This window comes from Klebsiella sp. w6 (assembly GCF_033100215.1).
Lineage (GTDB): Bacteria > Pseudomonadota > Gammaproteobacteria > Enterobacterales > Enterobacteriaceae > Klebsiella > Klebsiella variicola.
The window spans coordinates 2,534,302-2,550,359 of sequence record NZ_CP136907.1 but is presented as its reverse complement, the minus strand read 5'-3'; the positions used below and the strand labels follow the sequence as shown (position 1 = coordinate 2,550,359).

The 16,058-nt window shown below is 60.8% G+C and carries 12 protein-coding genes; 7 read left to right on the top strand and 5 right to left on the bottom strand.

What is annotated here, in order from left to right:
• Positions 1–30 precede the first annotated feature (30 nt).
• Positions 31–867, top strand: coding sequence for an IclR family transcriptional regulator domain-containing protein (locus R0140_RS12540; RefSeq protein ID WP_162494449.1), 837 nt, complete (start codon positions 31–33; stop codon positions 865–867).
• On the opposite strand, the gene kmrA is transcribed toward R0140_RS12540, so the two are convergent.
• The gene (kmrA, locus tag R0140_RS12535; protein ID WP_048268475.1) at positions 862–2,361 is read right to left on the bottom strand and encodes an efflux MFS transporter KmrA; all 1,500 of its coding nucleotides are present in this window, start codon (positions 2,359–2,361) and stop codon (positions 862–864) included. The two genes, R0140_RS12540 and kmrA, sit on opposite strands and share 6 nt — an antisense overlap.
• A gap of 119 nt (positions 2,362–2,480) precedes the next feature.
• On the opposite strand from kmrA, the gene R0140_RS12530 reads away from it, so the two are divergent.
• The 6 genes from R0140_RS12530 (at position 2,481) to narI (ending at position 11,380) form a co-directional block, all read left to right on the top strand.
• Entirely contained in the window at positions 2,481–3,056 is a 576-nt protein-coding gene (locus R0140_RS12530; RefSeq protein WP_048268476.1) for a TetR family transcriptional regulator, read from the top strand.
• Between the two features lie 174 nt (positions 3,057–3,230).
• Positions 3,231–4,613 carry a NarK family nitrate/nitrite MFS transporter gene (locus tag R0140_RS12525; protein ID WP_048268477.1) on the top strand — a complete coding sequence of 461 codons (1,383 nt, stop codon included), beginning with the start codon at positions 3,231–3,233 and terminating at the stop codon, positions 4,611–4,613.
• A 113-nt stretch (positions 4,614–4,726) separates the two neighbouring features.
• Complete coding sequence (locus R0140_RS12520) at positions 4,727–8,467, top strand: nitrate reductase subunit alpha (protein ID WP_064160422.1); 3,741 nt, start codon at positions 4,727–4,729, stop codon at positions 8,465–8,467.
• Positions 8,464–10,008 carry a nitrate reductase subunit beta gene (narH, locus tag R0140_RS12515; protein WP_048268479.1) on the top strand — a complete coding sequence of 515 codons (1,545 nt, stop codon included), beginning with the start codon at positions 8,464–8,466 and terminating at the stop codon, positions 10,006–10,008. The genes R0140_RS12520 and narH overlap by 4 nt, the downstream gene beginning before the upstream one ends.
• Positions 10,008–10,703: a nitrate reductase molybdenum cofactor assembly chaperone gene (narW, locus tag R0140_RS12510; protein WP_004180106.1), complete on the top strand. Its 696-nt coding sequence runs from the start codon at positions 10,008–10,010 to the stop codon at positions 10,701–10,703. The genes narH and narW overlap by 1 nt, the downstream gene beginning before the upstream one ends.
• Positions 10,700–11,380 carry a respiratory nitrate reductase subunit gamma gene (narI, locus tag R0140_RS12505; protein WP_009484267.1) on the top strand — a complete coding sequence of 227 codons (681 nt, stop codon included), beginning with the start codon at positions 10,700–10,702 and terminating at the stop codon, positions 11,378–11,380. The genes narW and narI overlap by 4 nt, the downstream gene beginning before the upstream one ends.
• 300 nt (positions 11,381–11,680) lie before the next feature.
• Here narI and nhoA read toward each other — a convergent pair whose 3' ends face one another.
• From nhoA to R0140_RS12485, 4 genes are all read right to left on the bottom strand, one after another.
• Entirely contained in the window at positions 11,681–12,526 is an 846-nt protein-coding gene (gene nhoA, locus R0140_RS12500; protein ID WP_048268482.1) for an N-hydroxyarylamine O-acetyltransferase, read from the bottom strand.
• A 76-nt stretch (positions 12,527–12,602) separates the two neighbouring features.
• Positions 12,603–14,258: an ABC transporter permease gene (locus R0140_RS12495; RefSeq protein ID WP_117122267.1), complete on the bottom strand. Its 1,656-nt coding sequence runs from the start codon at positions 14,256–14,258 to the stop codon at positions 12,603–12,605.
• A 58-nt stretch (positions 14,259–14,316) separates the two neighbouring features.
• Positions 14,317–15,285 carry an ABC transporter substrate-binding protein gene (locus R0140_RS12490; RefSeq protein WP_008804721.1) on the bottom strand — a complete coding sequence of 323 codons (969 nt, stop codon included), beginning with the start codon at positions 15,283–15,285 and terminating at the stop codon, positions 14,317–14,319.
• The gene (locus R0140_RS12485; protein WP_008804720.1) at positions 15,282–15,986 is read right to left on the bottom strand and encodes an ABC transporter ATP-binding protein; all 705 of its coding nucleotides are present in this window, start codon (positions 15,984–15,986) and stop codon (positions 15,282–15,284) included. Before R0140_RS12485 ends, R0140_RS12490 begins: the two co-directional genes overlap by 4 nt.
• Between the last annotated feature and the right edge of the window lie 72 nt (positions 15,987–16,058).

The following is a 16,058-nucleotide window of genomic DNA, read 5'->3' as shown; positions in this document are numbered from 1 at the left end:
AGGACGGTGCAGTTTGCGCACGGTATAGTGATGCCCCGTGAGCTTTGCATTGCAACGGAGAGGGAATCAATGCGTGACCATACCCCCACCACCTTGAGCGCCAGGCAGGCCGAGCACGACCCCAATTTTATGCTGTCTCTGGCCCGCGGGCTGGAGGTGCTCAATGCTTTTACTCCCCAGCGCCAGCGGCTGACCATTTCTCAGTTGAGCCAGAAAACCCAAATCTCCCGCGCGGCGGTACGCCGTTGCCTGTATACCCTCGCCGCGCTGGGCATGGTGCACAGTCCGGATGGCCGCAGCTATGAACTGCTGCCCCGGGTGCTGGCCGTCGGCCACGCCTATCTGGCCGGCACGCCGCTGGCGAAAGTCGCGCAGACGGCGCTGGATAGCCTTGGCAAAGCGCTCGGCGAATCCTGCTCAGCGGCGACGCTGGACGGCGACAACGTGCTCTATATCGCCCGCGCGGCGGTCAATAATTTACTGAGCATCGACCTGGGGCGCGGCAGTCGCCTGCCGGCGTGGGCGACCTCTATGGGACGGGTGTTGTTGAGCGCGCTGCCGGAGGAACAGCTTGAGGTGACACTGTCACGAGCAGCGTTAATCCGCTACACCCCGCACACTCTGTGCGATATGGCCGGGCTACGCGCGGAGATTGCCCGGGTGCGCATGCAGGGCTATGCCCTCGCCGACCGGCAGATTGAGGTGGGGTTGTGTTCGCTGGCGGTGCCCGTGCTGTCACGCCATGGCCAGGTGGTGGCCGCCCTGAATGTCGGGGTCCCCGCCGCGACGATCAGCGCCGCGGCGTTAAAAGAGAAGGCCCTCGCCCCGCTACGACGCGCGGCGATGGACCTGTCGCTACAGCTATAGCGCTGACTGCGGTTTCGCCACGCTCGCCAGGCTGCGCCAGATGCCGGCCGCCAGCAGCAGAAGCAGTACGCCCGCCGTCGCCAGCACCAGGCTGTGAGCCTGGGTAAAGGCCGCCTTCGCCGCCGCCATCAGCGCCTCAGCCATCCCGGCGGGCAGCGCCTGCGTCAGGCTGACCGCCTCGCCGATTGACGACGACGCCTGCTGCGCCATGGACTCACTCAGCCCGGACGGTAGCACAATGGTGGCGCTGTAGCTGCGGGTCAGGATCAGGCCAAACAGCGCAATACCGAGACCGGCGCCCAGCTCATAGGCCATGGTTTCGATGGCCCCGGCCGCCGCCGCTTTCTCCTTCGGCGCCGCCGCCATAATCGCGGAGCTGGAGGCCAGCAGCGCGCTGGCGACGCTGAAGCCCAGCAGCGTCATCAGCCCCCATGCCTGCCACGGTTGTGTGCTGAAATCGGTCAGCGCGAGGCCCAGAAAACTGAAGGCGCTAAGCAACATTCCGCCCGTCGCCACCTGCCGCAGCCCCAGTTTCGACACCAGCATTCCGGCAATCGGGCCGCTGAAGCCGCTGGCAACCATCACTGGCAGCATAAACATCCCCGCCTCGAACGGCGTTTTCTGATGCACAAACTGCAGCTCCTGCGCCATCAGCAGTTCAAAACCGACCAGAGTAATCAGGGCCGTCATCGCCATCATCACCCCGCTTAAAATAATACGATGGGTGAACAGCCGCATATCCACCATCGGGCGGGTCGCCGACAGCTGCTTGCGGATAAACCAGGTGAGCATCGCCGCTCCGCCGATCGCCACCAGTGCGGTGAGCCACAGCGCCAGCTGGCCCTTCAGCGCCGATTTCGCGCTAAACACCAGCATCAGGATCGAGGCAATTAAAATGAGCGCCTGCAGCAGATTGAGCGGTTGTTCGCGGCGCGCGGGCTGACGCGGCACCACTTTCGCGTTAATCGCGATAACCACCAGCACGATCGGCACGTTGATCAGGAATACCGACCCCCAGTAGAAATGCTCCAGCAGCATGCCGCCCACCAGCGGGCCAAAGGCCGCGCCGCCGGAGCCCACCGCCGCCCACAGACCCAGCGCCATATTGCGCTGGCTGGCCTCAGCAAAGGTGCTGCGGATCCCGGCCAGCGTCGCCGGGACGATCATCGCCGCCCCCACCGCCAACAAAGCGCGTGAGGCAATCAGCGTCAGGGCCGTCGGCGACAGCGCGGCGCACAGCGAGGCGACGCCAAAAATGGCGCTGCCGAGCAACAGCAGGCGCTTGAAGCCGATTTTATCGCCGAGGGCGCCCATCGGCAGTACCATCCCGGCCATCACTAATGAGTAGATATCAATGATCCACAGCAGCTCATTGCCGCTGCTACCCAGCGCGACGCTGAGCGTCGGCGCGGCCACATGTAACACCGTGGCGTCAATCGCCACCGGAATATAAACCAGCAAAATCGCCATCAGCGTCATCCATTGCCGTGACATAGCTTGTACCTCAATGTTGGAAATTGGACACACGTCCAGGATGGCGATCCTGCCGGAATGTTGAACGCATGTCCAACTTTTTGTTACACTCGGCCAAAGCCAGATGACAGCGGGGTTCTATGCACTATTTACAGCGGGATGCACGACGGGAAGGGATTATGCAGGCCGCCATGCGCCTGGCGCTGCGCGGCGGCTTTGCCGCCATGACCGTGCGACAGATCGCCCGCGAAGCCCAGGTGGCCGCCGGGCAACTACACCACCACTTCGCCTCCATCGGCGAGCTGAAATCACAGGTTTTCATCCGTCTGATCCGCGAGATGCTCGATATGCCGCTGGTGGCCGAAGACGCCAGCTGGCGCGAGCGGTTATTCTCGATGATCGGCAGCGAAGATGGCCGGCTGGAGCCCTATATCCGCCTGTGGCGCGAAGGCCAGGTGCTGGCCGACAGCGACCCGGACATCAAAGCGGCCTACCTGCTGACCATGAACATGTGGCATGAAGAGACCGTCGCCATCATCGAGCAGGGCCTCGCCTGCGGCGAATTTCATTCGTCTGAACCACCGGCAGATATCGCCTGGCGTTTTATCGCCCTGGTGTGCGGCCTCGACGGGATTTATGCCCTTGGTACCCAGGCCCTGGATGATGCGGCGTTTAGCCGTTATTTGAATAAGATGATTACTCTGGAGTTATTTTAGCTATCTTTACATTTAGTAACAATTAATTCCACTACGCTTACCACGTGCTCTCTGTCAGCACGTTTTTTTTATCTACGCTTCATAGATAACGCAGATTAAGCGTTATTCACCATCCCCTTGTATTCAGCTGTTGACCTTATTTATTTACTCCTTTCCGGGCAAGTAGAGGGCAATATGTCGGTACAGAATGAGAAAGATAATCATTACCTTTTGATGAATTGGCGGCCTGAAAACAAGGCATTCTGGGAAAATAAAGGTCAAGCCATCGCGAGAAGAAATCTATGGATATCAGTAACCTGCTTACTGCTTGCTTTCTGCGTATGGATGTTATTCAGCGCCGTGGCGGTCAATCTCAATAAGGTCGGTTTTCATTTCACTACCGACCAGCTTTTTTTATTAACCGCCCTCCCTTCACTTTCCGGCGCGATATTACGGGTGCCCTACTCCTTTATGGTACCCCTTTTGGGAGGGCGCAACTGGACCGTATTAAGTACCGTGATCCTGATTGTGCCTTGTATTTGGTTAGGGGTGGCGATCCAGAATATTACTACTCCGTTCTGGGTATTTATTGTTATTGCACTGCTATGCGGTTTTGCCGGCGCGAATTTTGCTTCCAGCATGGGAAATATCAGTTTCTTTTTTCCCAAAGCCAAACAGGGCAGCGCGCTGGGGGTCAATGGCGGCCTTGGCAATCTCGGCGTCAGTGTGATGCAGATGGTCGCCCCGGCGGTGATCTTCCTGCCGCTCTTCACCTTCCTCGGCGTCCATGGCGTCACCCAGCCCGATGGTTCGACAATCACCCTGAGTAATGCGGCGCTCGTCTGGGTACCGCTGCTGCTGCTCGCCACCGTCGCAGCCTGGTTCGGCATGAACGATATCGCCGGTTCAAAGGCCTCGATTCGCGATCAGCTTCCCGTACTCAAGAGACCGCATATGTGGCTGTTAAGCCTGCTCTATCTGGCGACCTTCGGCTCGTTTATCGGCTTTTCCGCCGGCTTTGCCATGCTGGCGAAAACCCAGTTTCCCGCAGTCGATATCCTCAAACTCGCCTTCTTTGGGCCGTTCATCGGCGCGCTGGCGCGCTCGTTCGGCGGGATCATCTCCGACCGTCTGGGCGGCGTGCGGGTGACGCTGGTCAACTTCGTCCTGATGGCGCTGTTTACCGGCCTGCTGTTTCTGACCCTGCCAGGCAGCGGCTCCGGCAGCTTTCTCGCTTTCTACGTGGTGTTTATGGGGCTCTTTTTAACCGCCGGTCTGGGAAGCGGCTCCACCTTCCAGATGATCGCCGTCATCTTCCGCCAGCTCACCATCGACAGCGTAAAGCAGCGCGGCGGCAGCGATGAAGAAGCGCAGCACGAGGCGGTGACCGATACCGCTGCCGCGCTGGGCTTTATCTCGGCGATCGGCGCCATCGGCGGCTTCTTTATTCCAAAAGCCTTCGGCACCTCGCTGGCGATGACCGGCTCGCCGGTCGGGGCCATGAAGGTCTTCTTTGTTTTTTATGTGGTTTGCGTGCTGGTGACCTGGCTGGTCTACGGCCGCCGTAAACCCGCTTAACCATAACGATTTATCTGCCGGATGGCGGCTTACGCCTTATCCGGCCTACGAGTTCGTTCGCTCATCCGGCCGGGTGGCACGATGCCGGACATCATCGGAGCAGGAGAAATGTCATGAGTAAATTACTGGATCGCTTTCACTACTTTAAGCAGAAAGGCGAGACCTTTGCCAACGGCCACGGCCAGGTCTACAACAACAACCGTGACTGGGAAGATAGTTACCGTCAACGCTGGCAGTTCGACAAAATTGTCCGCTCCACGCACGGTGTGAACTGCACCGGCTCCTGCAGCTGGAAAATTTACGTCAAAAACGGCCTCGTTACCTGGGAAACCCAGCAGACCGATTATCCGCGCACCCGGCCAGATCTGCCAAACCACGAACCGCGCGGCTGCCCGCGTGGCGCCAGCTACTCCTGGTATCTCTACAGCGCCAACCGGCTGAAGTACCCGCTGGCGCGTAAACGGCTGATTGAGCTGTGGCGCGAAGCCCTGGCGCAGCATCCCGACCCGGTACAGGCCTGGGATAGCATCATGCAGGATCCGCTAAAAACCCGCAGCTACAAACAAGTCCGCGGCAAAGGCGGCTTTGTTCGCTCCAGCTGGAAAGAGTTAAATCAACTGATCGCCGCCGCCAACGTCTGGACCATCAAACACTACGGCCCGGACCGCGTCGCGGGCTTTTCGCCGATCCCGGCGATGTCGATGGTCTCCTACGCCGCGGGCACCCGCTATTTATCGTTGATCGGCGGCACCTGCCTGAGCTTTTATGACTGGTACTGCGATCTCCCCCCCGCCTCGCCGATGACCTGGGGCGAACAAACCGACGTGCCGGAATCCGCCGACTGGTACAACTCCAGCTACATTATTGCCTGGGGCTCCAACGTCCCGCAGACCCGAACCCCGGACGCCCACTTCTTTACCGAAGTACGCTACAAGGGCACCAAAACCATCGCCATCACGCCGGACTATTCGGAAGTCGCCAAGCTCTGCGACCAGTGGCTGGCGCCAAAACAAGGCACCGACAGCGCGCTGGCGATGGCCATGGGCCACGTGATCCTTAAAGCCTTCCACCTCGATAACCCGAGCGATTACTTTCTTAACTACTGCCGGACCTACACCGACATGCCGATGCTGGTGATGCTCGAGCCGCGCGACGACGGCAGCTATACGCCGGGCCGTATGCTGCGTGCTTCCGACCTGCTTGACGGTCTCGGGGAAAGTAATAACCCGGAATGGAAAACCGTCGCCTGTAACGCCGACGGCGAACTGGTGGCGCCGAACGGCTCCATCGGCTTTCGCTGGGGCGAAAAAGGCAAATGGAATCTCGAACAACGGGCAGACGGCAAAGATGTCGAGCTGAAGCTGTCGCTGCTGGATATTCGCGACAGCGTAGTGTCGGTGGGCTTCCCCTACTTTGGCGGCAACGAAAACCCGCATTTTCGCAGCGTAGCGCAGTCACCGGTGACCTTTCACCCGCTACCGGCGAAACAGCTGACGTTGGCCAGTGGTGACAGCGGCCTGGTGGTCAGCGTCTATGACCTGATTCTGGCCAACTACGGTCTGGATCGCGGGCTTGACGATGTCAATGCGGCGAAGGATTTCGCCGAGGTCAAAGCCTATACCCCGGCATGGGCGGAGCAGATCACCGGCGTACCGCGTCAACATATCGAACAAATCGCCCGCGAGTTCGCCGAGACGGCGCATAAGACCCATGGCCGCTCAATGATTATCCTCGGCGCCGGGGTGAACCACTGGTACCACATGGATATGAACTACCGGGGGATGATCAACATGCTGGTATTCTGCGGCTGCGTCGGCCAGAGCGGCGGCGGCTGGTCGCACTATGTCGGTCAGGAGAAACTGCGCCCGCAGACCGGCTGGCTGCCGCTGGCGTTCGCCCTGGACTGGAGTCGTCCGCCGCGGCAGATGAACAGTACCTCTTATTTCTACAACCACGCCAGCCAGTGGCGCTACGAAAAACTGACCGCGCAGGAGCTGTTGTCGCCGCTGGCCGACGCCAGCAAATTCAGCGGCAGCCTTATCGACTTCAACGTCCGTGCGGAACGGATGGGCTGGTTACCCTCTGCGCCCCAGCTCAACGTCAACCCGCTGACCATTAAGCAGCAGGCCGAGGCTACCGGGCTCTCCCCCGCTGAGTTCACCGTCCAGTCCTTAAAATCAGGCGATATTCGCTTTGCCGCCGAGCAGCCGGATAGCGGCAAAAACCATCCGCGCAACCTGTTTATCTGGCGTTCTAACCTGCTGGGATCGTCCGGTAAGGGGCATGAGTACATGTTGAAATACCTGCTCGGGACCGACAGCGGTATTCAGGGTGATGAACTGGGCGCCAGCGATGAGGTAAAACCTGAGGAAGTCGAGTGGCAGACCGCGGCGATTGAGGGCAAACTCGATCTCCTGGTGACCCTCGATTTCCGCATGTCCAGTACCTGTCTCTTCTCCGATATTGTCCTGCCGACCGCCACCTGGTATGAAAAAGACGATATGAACACCTCGGACATGCACCCGTTTATCCACCCGCTCTCCGCCGCCGTCGACCCGGCCTGGGAGGCAAAGAGCGACTGGGAGATCTACAAGGATATCGCTAAATCCTTCTCGCAGGTCTGTGTTGGCCATCTCGGGAAAGAGACCGATGTGGTGCTGGTCCCACTGCAGCATGATTCCCCCGGCGAACTGTCGCAGCCGTTCGAGGTGCTTGACTGGCGCAAAGGCGAATGCGATCTCATTCCAGGCAAAACCGCACCGTCCATTGCCCTGGTGGAACGCGACTACCCGGCCACATGGGACCGCTTCACCTCTCTCGGCCCGCTGCTCGATAAGCTCGGCAACGGCGGGAAAGGCATTGCGTGGAATACGCAAAGCGAAGTCGATTTCCTCGCCAAGCTTAACTACGTCAAGCCCGACGGTCCGGCCAAAGGCCGGCCGCGGATCGACAGCGCCATTGACGCCTCTGAAGTTATTCTCAGCCTCGCGCCGGAAACCAACGGCCAGGTGGCGGTGAAAGCCTGGCAGGCGCTGGGAGAGTTTACCGGCCGCGATCATACCCATCTGGCGCTGAATAAAGAGGATGAGAAGATCCGCTTTCGCGATATTCAGGCGCAGCCGCGCAAAATTATCTCCAGCCCGACGTGGTCCGGACTGGAAAGCGAGCACGTCTCCTACAATGCCGGTTATACCAACGTGCATGAGCTGATCCCCTGGCGCACCCTCTCCGGCCGCCAGCAGCTGTATCAGGACCATCCGTGGATGCGCGCCTTCGGCGAAAGCCTGGTGGCCTATCGCCCGCCCATTGATACCCGAAGCGTCAGCCAGATGAAGGCCGTGCCGCCAAACGGTTTCCCGGAAAAAGCGCTGAATTTCCTGACGCCGCACCAGAAGTGGGGGATCCACTCCACCTATAGCGAAAACCTGTTGATGCTGACGCTGTCGCGCGGCGGGCCGATCGTCTGGCTTAGCGAAACCGACGCGAAAGAACTGGGCATTGAAGATAACGACTGGATTGAAGCGTTCAACGCCAACGGGGCTCTCACCGCGCGGGCGGTGGTGAGCCAGCGGGTGCCGCCGGGGATGACCATGATGTACCACGCTCAGGAACGGATTATGAATATCCCGGGTTCGGAAGTGACCGGTCGTCGCGGCGGTATTCATAACTCGGTAACCCGCGTCTGTCCGAAGCCAACGCACATGATTGGCGGCTACGCCCAGCTGGCCTATGGCTTTAACTACTACGGCACCGTCGGTTCGAACCGCGACGAGTTCATCATGATCCGCAAAATGAAGAATATTGCCTGGCTGGATGACGAAGGTCGCGATCAGGTACAGGAGGCGAAAAAATGAAAATCCGTTCTCAGGTTGGAATGGTGCTGAATCTGGACAAATGCATCGGCTGTCACACCTGCTCGGTCACCTGTAAAAATGTCTGGAGCAGCCGCGAAGGCATGGAGTACGCGTGGTTCAATAACGTGGAGACCAAACCGGGCATTGGCTACCCAAAAAACTGGGAGGACCAGGATCAGTGGCAAGGCGGCTGGATCCGCGGCATTAGCGGTAAACTGACGCCCCGTCTCGGCAATCGGGTCAGCGTATTATCGAAGATTTTCGCCAACCCGGTGCTGCCGGCGATCGACGATTACTACGAACCCTTTACCTACGACTACCAGCATCTGCACAACGCGCCGGAGGGCAAATATCTGCCGACCGCCCGCCCGCGCTCGCTGATCAGCGGCGAGCGTATGGATAAGATTAACTGGGGCCCTAACTGGGAGGAGCTGCTCGGCGGCGAATTCGAGAAACGCGCCCGCGACCGTAACTTCGAAGCCATGCAAAAAGAGATGTACGGCCAGTTCGAAAATACCTTCATGATGTATCTGCCGCGCCTGTGCGAGCACTGCCTCAATCCGAGCTGCGTGGCCACCTGCCCGAGCGGCGCGATCTACAAGCGTGAGGAAGATGGCATCGTACTGATCGATCAGGACAAATGCCGCGGCTGGCGGATGTGCATCAGCGGCTGTCCGTATAAAAAAATCTACTTTAACTGGAAGAGCGGCAAGTCGGAAAAATGCATTTTCTGCTATCCGCGTATTGAGTCCGGGCAGCCAACGGTCTGCTCAGAAACCTGCGTTGGCCGCATCCGCTACCTTGGCGTGCTGCTGTACGACGCGGACCGTATCGAAGAAGCGGCCAGCACTGAACATGAAACCGACCTCTATGAGCGCCAGTGCGAGGTGTTCCTTAATCCAAACGATCCGGCGGTCATTGAGGAAGCGCTAAAACAAGGGATCCCGCACAACGTCATTGAGGCTGCGCAGAAGTCGCCGGTCTACAAGCTGGCGATGGACTGGAAGCTGGCCCTGCCGCTGCATCCGGAGTATCGCACCCTGCCGATGGTCTGGTATGTGCCGCCCCTGTCGCCGATCCAGTCGGTTGCCGACGCTGGCGGCCTGCCGGGCAACGGCAACATCCTGCCAGCGGTTGAGAGTCTACGCATCCCGGTGCAATACCTGGCGAATCTGCTGAGCGCCGGCGATACCGGCCCGGTCTTGCGCGCGCTGAAACGGATGATGGCGATGCGCCACTACAAGCGCTCGCAAACCGTCGAGGGCGTCACCGATACCCGGGCCATTGAAGAGGTGGACCTCAGCGTTGAGCAGGTCGAAGAGATGTATCGCTATCTGGCGATCGCCAACTACGAAGACCGCTTCGTGATCCCCACCAGCCATCGCGAACTGGCGGAGGATGCCTTCCCGGAACGCAACGGCTGCGGCTTTACCTTCGGCGATGGCTGCCACGGGTCAGATACGAAATTCAACCTGTTTAACAGCCGGCGGATCGACGCCATCGACGTCAGCGGCGTGCGTAAGCATGGGGAGGGCGAGTGATGCGGATCCTGAAAGTGATCGGTCTGCTGCTGGAGTACCCCGACGAGTTACTGTGGGAGAACCGCGACGACGCCCTGGCGCTGGTCAGGGCCGATGTCCCTTCCCTGACGCCGTTTGTCAGTGAGCTGCTGACGGCTCCGCTGTTGGATCGCCAGGCCGAGTGGTGCGAGGTGTTCGAGCGCGGGCGCGCCACCTCGCTGCTGCTGTTTGAACATGTGCATGCCGAGTCGCGAGACCGCGGCCAGGCGATGGTCGACCTGATGAATCAGTATCAGCAGGCGGGTCTGCAGATCGATTGTCGCGAGCTGCCCGATCATCTGCCGCTGTATCTGGAGTACCTCAGTATTTTACCCCCCGCGGAGGCGCGCGAAGGGCTGCAGAATATCGCGCCGATTCTGGCGCTGATCGGCGGCCGCCTGAAGCAGCGAGCCTGTCCGTATTATCAGCTGTTTGACGCCCTGTTGGCGCTGGCTAAAAGCCCGCTCACCAGTGACAGTGTCACAAAACAGGTGGCGGGAGAAAAGCGCGACGATACCCGTCAGGCGCTGGACGCCGTGTGGGAAGAAGAGCAGGTGAAGTTTATCGAAGATAACGCGACCGCTTGCGACAGCTCGTCGATGCAAGCTTATCAACGACGCTTTAGTCAGGATGTGGCGCCGCAGTACGTTGACATCCGCGCCGGAGGCCCGAAATGATCCAGTATCTGAACGTCTTCTTTTATGATATCTACCCTTACCTGTGCGGCACCGTGTTTCTGGTGGGCAGTTGGCTGCGCTACGATTACGGGCAGTATACCTGGCGCGCCTCATCCAGCCAGATGCTGGATAAGCGCGGGATGGTGCTATGGTCGAACTTATTTCATATCGGCATTCTCGGCATCTTCTTCGGCCATCTTTTTGGCATGCTGACCCCGCACTGGGTCTACTCGTGGTTCCTGCCGATGTCGCAGAAGCAGCTGATGGCCATGATCCTCGGCGGCATCTGCGGCGTGCTGACCCTGGTCGGCGGTATCGGCCTGCTGATGCGCCGCCTGACCAACCCGCGCATTCGCGCCACCTCCACGACCGCGGATATTTTGATCCTGTGCATTCTGCTGATTCAGTGCGCGCTGGGGCTGACGACCATCCCCTTCTCCGCCCGGCATCCGGACGGCAGCGAAATGCTCAAGCTGGTGGACTGGGCGCAGGCGGTGGTCACCTTCCACGGCGGCGCCTCAGCGCATCTGGACGGCGTGGCGTGGATTTACCGCGTCCACCTGGTGCTGGGGATGACTATCTTTCTGATCTTCCCCTTCACCCGTCTGGTTCACGTCTGGAGTGCGCCGGTGGAGTATTTTACCCGCCGTTACCAGGTGGTACGCTCCCGCCGCTGAAGGCTGGCGGCCCCAGCCATGCCCGTTTACCGGTAGCCCGGACGAGGCGCTCGCGCCGACTCCGGGTCATATTTTTCAGCCCCGGTTCCAGCCTTTATGCCGGATGGCGGCTACGCCTTATCCGGCCTACAGGGGCCTCTCAAAGGCTCATACCTCCCAGGCCCGCGCAAGCGCAGCGCCGCCGGGCAAGATATCAGGCACGGCACCTGTAATTTCGCCGGGTGGCGGCTGTCGCCTTGCCCGGCCTACAGGGTCGTCTCACAGGCCCGGTCAGCGCAGCGCCACCGGGTATCAGGAAATTTACTTCCCGGCTTCCGGATGGGTATCGAACGCCGCCATTACCGCCGCCAGCGCCGCTTCACTAAAGCCATGTTTAGGATCGTCCACGCCCAGCCCGAAGCGGGTCTGCAGCCCTTCATATAGCGCGGAGACATCGGCAAAATCGACCTTCTCCACCACATGGTTATTCTCCCAGTGGGTAAAGTGGAAGTTGGTGAGGGTCATTTTGCCGCCGTCCGGCAGATGACGGCACATCAGCAGATGGTGACGGAAGTGGGACTGCGGCCAGTGCGCCGACCAGAAGTTGCCCATCACATAATCAGACGCATACTGGCGGCCTAAATCGAAATGGTACATCGACTGCCAGTGTTCGTGATGGTTGAACTGCAGCGTCCACTCATCGCCCTCATGCACCAGACGATAGCTGCCATGCGGCGTTTGCTGCGGGATATCGGCCAGCAGTTTGATCGGCGCGGTCAGCGTCTGGCCGCCGAAGCCGACGTCGGCGATCCAGCGCTCGCCCGCCACTTCCACCAGCAATAAACGGTGAGTACGCGGCGGCATCTGCGGCGGATTGGCCAGCACCACGCGGCCCAGCAGGCTGCGGACGTTAAAGCCTATCTCGCGCAGCGCGCGCTCCAGCAGGCCATTCTGTTCAAAACAATACCCCCCGCGGCGGGCGGCGATCAGCTTTTCTTCCAGCGCCCGATCGTCAAGGTGGATCTCCCGCGGCAGCAGGACGTCGAGGTTTTCAAAGGGGATGGCGCTGTTATGCTGCAGATGCAGTTCCCGCAGGGTATCAATGGATACATCAGGCTCACCCGTCCAGCCCAGACGGGAAAAATAGGCGCGTAAAAAGGGACTCATCAAGGCCTCCAGCTGTAGGTGTCCGACATTTATAGCCTATTTTTCCGCGCCGACCGTCTTTTTTGTGCGCTTGTCGTTAACCGCGCGTGCTGCGCTGCATCAGCGCCAGCGCCGTCAGCATCACGACCAGACCGGTCAACAACGTCAGGCTGGCCATCGCCATGCCCTGACCGACGGAACCCTGTTCGAACTGGCGCCAGATAAACACCGCCACGGTTTGCGTACCGGCTGGAGAGAGCAGCAGCGAGGTCACCAGCTCCCGGGAGGCCACCGCGAACACCATCAGCATCGCCGCCAGCAGCGCCGGAAAGACCAGCGGCAGGACAATCAACCGCAGCGCCTGCAGTGGCGACGCCCCGTGCACCCGGGCGGCGGACTCAAGATTGGGGCCCAGCTGGCGCAGCGCGCTGCCGACATAGCGCACCGGCCAGGGCAACAGCAGGCAGCAATAGGAGAGCAGCAACATCCACAGCGTGTTATAGGGCGAGCGCGGCCAGAAAGGCTGATTCCACAGCAGGATCAAACCGACGCCTACCACCACGCCCGGCAGCGCCGCCGGCATCAGCGACAGCGCGTCCACCATCCCGCGCCCTTTAATCTTCTGCACCATCACCAGCCAGGCGGCCAGCAGGCCCAGCACGCCGACGATCAGCGCCGAGCCCAGGGCCAGCGACAGGCTGGTGCCGAGGGCCGACAGGGCATCCCCCTGCTGGTCAAACAGCGCCGCGAAATGACGTAGCGTGACATTCTCAACACTCACGCCCCCTGAGAGCGTGCCCATCACGCTGGTGAGCATCATCGAGGCGGCAGGGACGCCGACCGCCAGGCCGCCGACGGCCGCCATCACCAGCACGGCGGGCAGCGTCATCCAGCCCAGCGATGCCCCGCGGTTTTCTCCCGGCTTACCGGTGACGCTGGTGACCTCTTTCTCCCCCACCAGCCGCTTTTGCAGCCACCAGGCGAACAACGCCACCGCCATCAACAGCAGCGACAGCAGCGCGGCGCCGGTAAGGTCCACCGGCCAGTCGGCCAGCTTTTTCTCAATACCGACCGTCAGCATCACCACTCCCGCCCGGCTGCCCAGCGCCGCCGGTACACCAAACTCCTCGATAGCGAGGGTAAACGCCAACAGCGTGCCCGCCGCCAGCGCCGGGGAGAGCATCGGCAGTGTCACGTGCCAGAAGGCGCGCCAGGCGCTGGCGCCATGGACGCGGGCGACCACCGCCAGCCGGGTCCCGCTCGCCAGCAGGCTGCGGGAGACGGCAAAGTACACCACCGGGAAAATATTAAAGGTCATCACCAGCACGATACCGCTGCGGCTGAACAGCAGATCGTTCAATTGCCAGCCGGTCAGCTGCTGCAGATAGCCCTGGCTTTGCAGGGCCAGCATCCAGGAGAGCGCCGAGATATAGGGCGGCGTCAGAAAGGGGATCAAAAACAGGAGATCCCACAGTCGGGGCAGCGGCAGCGAAAACATACCGCGCAGGATGCCGAGCGGCAGGCCAATCATTACGCTGACCAGCGCCACGCCGGCGGCGATCCACAGCGTACCGCCGAGCATCGCCGGTAACTGGGGATCGGCCAGCAGCACTGAGACGCCGCCAAAGGCGTCCCCGAGCGAACCGGCGCTAAAATGGGGAAAAATCGCCTGCAGCAGAATAAATACTAACGGCAACGCGACCAGCATCACCAGGGCGGCGAGGGTCGCGCCGGAAAGGAATGTTTGTTTCACAACCGGTTCCTGAAGCTGAGGGGTCCCCCGGCGGCCAGCGCCGGAGGAACAGGAGCAATTACTGCGCGTACAACTGACTGAAGCGGGCGAGCACGGCCCCCCGTTCGCTGCTGCCTTCGCTGGTGGTGGGCAGCACCTTCAGCGCGTCCAGTAGCGGACGTTTGGCCGCCACGTCGCGGCGGGCGGGCATCAGCCAGGCATCGGCAACCCTCGCCTGACCTTCCGGCGACAGAACATAATCGATAAAGGCTTTGGCATCGTCGGCATGCTGGCTGGTTTTGAGGATCATCATCGGGCGCGGGGCAATCACCGTTCCGCTGGCCGGGAAGATCACCTTCAGCGACTCGCCCTGCTGAATATTGCCGTAGGAGACATAATCCACCGCGCCAAACACCGCCGCTTTCGCCCCCTGCATCACCGGCGTCACCGCCTGGGCGTTGGGTCCGCTGACCACCATGCCGTTCTTTTTCAGATCGTCAAACAGTTGCCAGGCCTGGTCGCCCATGCTGTTTTGCAGCCCGATCAGCAAATCCAGCGACGCGCCGGAGAGCGCCGGGTCGGGGGTTGTCACCTTGTCTTTAAACGCCGGCTGGGTGAGATCCCGCCACTCTTTCGGTTCCGGGGTACCGCTTTTACTGTTCCAGACAATGCCCAGGGCGGAGACGCCCTGGGCGATATAGTCCGCCGATTTCAGGTTCGCCGGTACCTGGTCGGCATTGGCGCTCGCAAAAGGCAGCAACCAGCCCCGCTGGTGCAGATCTTCGGCGGTATCCCACGAGGCGGAGATCAGCACATCCGCCTGCGGGTTGGCCTGCTCGGCCTCCAGTCGGGCCATTACTTTGCCGGTGGTGGCCTGGAAAACCGTCACCTTCACCCCGGTCTGTTGTTCAAAACCGCTGGCCAGGCTTTTCGCCAGCGAGCCGGGTCCGGCGGTGTAAACGGTCAGCGCATGGGCGCTGGAGAGCATCATGGCGGAAAGAGCCATCGCGAGTACCACTCCTTTCTTAACGGTCATAACGGTGTTCATGCAACTTCCCCTGAGGTTGGCGTAACGGCGCGGACAGCGGCCACGCGGCCCGCGGATAAATAGACAATCTGGTCAGCTAACAGCTCGGCTTCACGTCGATCATGGGTGACATACACGGCGGTGATGCCGAGCTGTCGCAACAGGCGGCTCATTTCGCCGCACAGCGATTCGCGCAGTTCGCTATCCAGGTTGGAGAGCGGTTCATCAAACAGCAGCACCCGCGGCGCGGCGACGATCGCCCGCGCCAGCGCCACCCGCTGCTGCTGACCGCCAGAAAGACCAGAAGGTTTACGTTCGGCGAAACCGTTGAGGCCTACCCGCGCCAGCGCCTCGCTCACCCGGCGCTCGCGTTCGCTACGGGAGACACCTCGCATGCGCAGCGGAAAGGCGACGTTCTGCGCCACGCTCATATGCGGCCAGAGGGCGTAATCCTGAAAAACCATGCCGATATCGCGCTGCTCCGGGGGCAATCCCCATCCTGCGCGAGCGACCAGCCTGTCGCCAAAGCGGATTTCGCCGCTGACCGGCACGCTCAGCCCGGCCAGCAGACGCAGCAAAGTGCTTTTGCCGCAGCCGGACGGACCCAGTAGCGCCACGATGCGGCCGGGTTCGATATGCAACGAGAAACGGTCAAGAACGGGAGTCTCTGCGAAGGCAAAAGAGACCTCCTGCAGGGTGATAGGGGTCAGCGTGCGCATCATCGCCCTCCCTTTCGGGACAGCGAGACCTGCCCGGCGGCCGACATCCGACGGGGCACGCTCACCTGGGATAAC

What these genes read in the sequence shown, in the direction of transcription:
- R0140_RS12540 (WP_162494449.1), top strand. Translation starts at nt 31, where the DNA reads ATGCCCCGTGAGCTTTGCATTGCAACGGAGAGGGAATCAATGCGTGAC.
- kmrA (WP_048268475.1), bottom strand. Translation starts at nt 2,361, where the DNA reads ATGTCACGGCAATGGATGACGCTGATGGCGATTTTGCTGGTTTATATT.
- R0140_RS12530 (WP_048268476.1), top strand. Translation starts at nt 2,481, where the DNA reads ATGCACTATTTACAGCGGGATGCACGACGGGAAGGGATTATGCAGGCC.
- R0140_RS12525 (WP_048268477.1), top strand. Translation starts at nt 3,231, where the DNA reads ATGTCGGTACAGAATGAGAAAGATAATCATTACCTTTTGATGAATTGG.
- R0140_RS12520 (WP_064160422.1), top strand. Translation starts at nt 4,727, where the DNA reads ATGAGTAAATTACTGGATCGCTTTCACTACTTTAAGCAGAAAGGCGAG.
- narH (WP_048268479.1), top strand. Translation starts at nt 8,464, where the DNA reads ATGAAAATCCGTTCTCAGGTTGGAATGGTGCTGAATCTGGACAAATGC.
- narW (WP_004180106.1), top strand. Translation starts at nt 10,008, where the DNA reads ATGCGGATCCTGAAAGTGATCGGTCTGCTGCTGGAGTACCCCGACGAG.
- narI (WP_009484267.1), top strand. Translation starts at nt 10,700, where the DNA reads ATGATCCAGTATCTGAACGTCTTCTTTTATGATATCTACCCTTACCTG.
- nhoA (WP_048268482.1), bottom strand. Translation starts at nt 12,526, where the DNA reads ATGAGTCCCTTTTTACGCGCCTATTTTTCCCGTCTGGGCTGGACGGGT.
- R0140_RS12490 (WP_008804721.1), bottom strand. Translation starts at nt 15,285, where the DNA reads ATGAACACCGTTATGACCGTTAAGAAAGGAGTGGTACTCGCGATGGCT.
- R0140_RS12485 (WP_008804720.1), bottom strand. Translation starts at nt 15,986, where the DNA reads ATGATGCGCACGCTGACCCCTATCACCCTGCAGGAGGTCTCTTTTGCC.